The organism is Pseudomonas sp. PS01298, assembly GCF_029959745.1.
Lineage (GTDB): Bacteria > Pseudomonadota > Gammaproteobacteria > Pseudomonadales > Pseudomonadaceae > Aquipseudomonas > Aquipseudomonas aylmerensis.
On the sequence record NZ_JASCPP010000214.1, the window covers coordinates 1 to 3,629 of the forward strand.

Genomic DNA, 3,629 nt, shown 5'->3' on the forward strand with positions numbered 1-3,629 from the left:
CGCGAAAGCGGTGGATCAGTCAGCCCATCTTTAACTGACCCACCGCTTTCGCGAGCAAGCCCGCTCCCACAGTTGATTTGCAGCGTTTGATAGATCGTGACTGAGCCTCTTGTTGGATCCGCAAACCCCTTCCTATAATCGGTGCGGCTTACCCAAGCCCTGCCCGACCGCGTGCTACCCGCACACAGCGCGTCCAGGCACCGTTCTATCGTGTCTGACCGGTGTTCGCTCCCATCCCGAGCCGCCCCGCGCACTGCCCTGATCCATGGGTGTTCGACCAATAATAATCCGCGTCCAAACGCGCAATGACCATCAGGGATACTTCAATGAGCACCGCCTATAACGAGGCCGCAACCGCCGCCCCGACCAACTCGACCGCCCGCGTCGCCACCGCGAGCATCGTCGGCACGGCCATCGAGTTCTACGATTTCTATATCTACGCCACCGCCGCCGCGCTGGTGATCGGCCCGGTGTTCTTTCCGCAGAGCTCCGGCACCGCGCAGATGCTGGCGTCGTTCCTGACCTTCGGCATTGCCTTCATCGCCCGCCCGCTGGGCTCGGCGCTGTTCGGGCACTTTGGCGACCGTATCGGGCGCAAATCCACGCTGGTTGCCTCGCTCCTGCTCATGGGCGTGTGCACCACGTTGATCGGCTTGCTGCCCGGCTATGACAGCATCGGCGCCTGGGCACCGATCCTGTTGTGTGTGCTGCGTTTCGGCCAGGGCCTGGGGCTCGGCGGAGAATGGGGCGGTGCGGCGTTGCTGGCGACTGAAAACGCACCGAAGGGCAAGCGCGCCTGGTTCGGCATGTTTCCGCAACTGGGCCCGTCGATTGGGTTTCTCGCGGCCAACGGCTTGTTCCTGATCCTGGCCATGAACCTCAGCGACGAGCAGTTCCGCAGTTGGGGCTGGCGGATCCCGTTCATCCTCAGCGCCGCGCTGGTGATGGTTGGCCTGTACGCGCGCCTGAAGCTGCATGAAACCCCGGTATTCGCCAATGCCGTCGCTAAGGAAGCGCCGGTGAAAGTGCCGTTGGTGGAACTGTTCAGCCAGCACTGGCTGCCGGTCCTGCTGGGCGCCGCCTCGATGGTGGTGTGCTATGCGCTGTTCTACATCACCACGGCGTTTTCCCTCAGCTACGGCGTATCCACCCTGGGCTACAGCCGCGAGACGTTCCTGGGCCTGCTGTGTTTTGCCGTGCTGTTCATGGGCCTGGCCACACCGTTGGCAGCCTTGGCCAGTGACCGCTACGGGCGCAAGCCGGTGCTGATCGTCGGCGCGATCCTGGCGATTCTGTCGGGCTTTACCATGGAGCCGCTGCTGACCCACGGCTCGACCTGGGCGGTTGCGCTGTTCCTGGCGTTGGAGCTGTTCCTGATGGGTGTGACCTTCGCCCCGATGGGCGCGATGCTGCCGGAATTGTTCCCGACCCGCGTGCGTTATACCGGTGCTTCGGCGGCGTATAACCTGGGTGGGATTGTCGGAGCGTCGGCTGCACCGTTCTTCGCGACCAAGCTGGTGGCGATGGGTGGGCTGAGTTATGTCGGTGGGTATGTGTCGGCGGCAGCGTTGCTCAGCCTGATTGCTGTGCTGTGCCTGAAAGAGACGCGTCACAATGATTTGAACAAGGTCGCCTGATGACGATCATTCCCACGCTCTGCGTGGGAATGCATCCGCTGACGCCCTGCGTCATGCCCTAGGAGCGGACGCGGCGTTCCCACGCGAAGCATGGGAACGCTCAGCGTGGGATTACAGTTCTACAACAACAGCCTTCGAAGCACGGGTAGCTTTAGCCCGGGCCGCCTCAATCGACTCATCCCGCGCCAACGCCACGCCCATGCGGCGCTGACCATTCACTTCCGGCTTGCCAAACAGACGCAACGCCGTGTCCGGCTCGCTCAAGGCTGCGCCCAGGTTGGCAAATGCCGTCTGGGTCGATTGCCCTTCCACCAGGATCACTGCCGACGCCGAAGGGCCGAACTGACGGATCAATGGAATCGGCAGGCCAAGAATGGCGCGCGCGTGCAGGGCGAACTGCGACAGGTCCTGGGAAATCAGGGTCACCAGGCCAGTGTCATGCGGGCGCGGCGAAACTTCGCTGAACCACACCTGGTCGCCCTTGATGAACAATTCCACGCCAAACAGACCACGGCCACCCAGCGCCTCGGTCACGGCTTTGGCAACCCGCTCGGATTCCGCCAGGGCAATCGGGCTCATGGCCTGCGGCTGCCAGGATTCCTGGTAGTCGCCCTTCTCCTGACGGTGACCGACCGGCGCGCAGAAAGTGGTGCCACCGACGTGACGCACGGTCAGCAGAGTGATTTCGTAGTCGAAGTCGATAAAGCCCTCGATGATCACCCGGCCTTTACCGGCCCGCCCGCCTTCCTGGGCGTAGTCCCAGGCTTTCTGCACGTCGTCGACGCTGCGCAGCAGGCTCTGGCCCTTGCCCGACGAACTCATCACCGGCTTGACCACGCACGGGAAGCCCAGGTCCTGGACGGCCTTGCTGTAGTCTTCGAACGTGTCGGCGAAGTGATACGGCGAGGTCGGCAGGTCCAGCTCTTCGGCGGCCAGGCGACGGATGCCTTCGCGGTTCATGGTCAGCGAGGTGGCCCGTGCGGTCGGGATCACGGTGAAGCCTTCGGCCTCCAATTCCACCAGGGTGGCGGTGGCAATGGCTTCGATTTCCGGCACGATGAAGTGCGGTTTTTCCGCTTCGATCACCGCACGCAGGGCCGCGCCGTCGAGCATGTTGATCACGTGGCTGCGATGCGCCACCTGCATGGCCGGCGCGTTGGCGTAGCGATCCACGGCAATCACTTCAACGCCCAGGCGTTGCAGTTCGATTACCACTTCCTTGCCCAGCTCACCGCAGCCACACAGCAAAACGCGGGTCGCGGTTGGCGACAATGGAGTTCCGATTCGGGTCATCTCAGGTCCTCAGGGGAGCGGATCATTTGGAGAAAGGCCGGCATTTTACATGAACTGTAAAAATTGGCCTCAGTTGGCGACGGCCCGCTTGCGCACACGCCAGGCCATGATCAACCACACCGCCGTGACTCCGGCGAACTTCGACACCAGCGCGGTGCCTGCCACGGCGGGTGTGAGCGCGCCGATCAGGCCGAAGAAGATAAACGTATCGAGGGGAATGCTCAGCGCCGAACTTATCCACAGGCGGTCATGCAGCGGGCGCTTGGTGATGCTGAATACCAGCCAGTCGATGCACTCCGACACCGCGAACGCCGTGGCGCTGGCCAGGGCGATGGAGGGATCGGAGGTGATATACGACAGCACCAGCGCCGCCAGCATGGCGATGATCGCACCATGGCCGAAGCGGGTCTGCACCATGTCGCGCAGGACAAACACCAGGCCACCCCAGGCCGACCAGATGACGTCCAGGTGTGGGGCGGTGGAGAAGGCGAAGTTGATCAGCACGACGCTGCTGATGTAGGCGATCAGGAAGAACATGGGGCGCGGGACCTGTAAATAATGCGCACAGGGTAATGCACCACACCCTTTGTGGCGAGCGGGCTTGCCCCGCGTTGGGGTGCGCAGCAGCCCTGAAACCTGCACCGCGGTTCTTCTGATGTAACGCGGCGCGTCTATTGGGGCTGCTGCGCAGCCCAACGC

The 3,629-nt window shown here is 63.0% G+C and carries 3 protein-coding genes; 1 reads left to right on the forward strand and 2 read right to left on the reverse strand.

Annotated elements, in window-relative coordinates:
• Positions 1–326: 326 nt before the first annotated feature.
• Complete coding sequence (locus QMX97_RS31765; RefSeq protein ID WP_065908695.1) at positions 327–1,637, forward strand: MFS transporter; 1,311 nt, start codon at positions 327–329, stop codon at positions 1,635–1,637.
• A gap of 111 nt (positions 1,638–1,748) precedes the next feature.
• Here the strand turns inward: QMX97_RS31765 and purT are convergent, their stop codons facing one another.
• Positions 1,749–2,930, reverse strand: coding sequence for a formate-dependent phosphoribosylglycinamide formyltransferase (gene purT, locus QMX97_RS31770; RefSeq protein WP_078050076.1), 1,182 nt, complete (start codon positions 2,928–2,930; stop codon positions 1,749–1,751).
• A gap of 69 nt (positions 2,931–2,999) precedes the next feature.
• Positions 3,000–3,467 (reverse strand): preQ0 transporter, encoded by a 468-nt coding sequence (locus QMX97_RS31775; protein WP_065908691.1) that lies wholly within the window; start codon positions 3,465–3,467, stop codon positions 3,000–3,002.
• Between the last annotated feature and the right edge of the window lie 162 nt (positions 3,468–3,629).

Bases quoted from the DNA above. Each gene is read 5' to 3' on its own strand.
- purT (WP_078050076.1), bottom strand. From the start codon at position 2,930: ATGACCCGAATCGGAACTCCATTGTCGCCAACCGCGACCCGCGTTTTG.
- QMX97_RS31765 (WP_065908695.1), top strand. From the start codon at position 327: ATGAGCACCGCCTATAACGAGGCCGCAACCGCCGCCCCGACCAACTCG.
- QMX97_RS31775 (WP_065908691.1), bottom strand. From the start codon at position 3,467: ATGTTCTTCCTGATCGCCTACATCAGCAGCGTCGTGCTGATCAACTTC.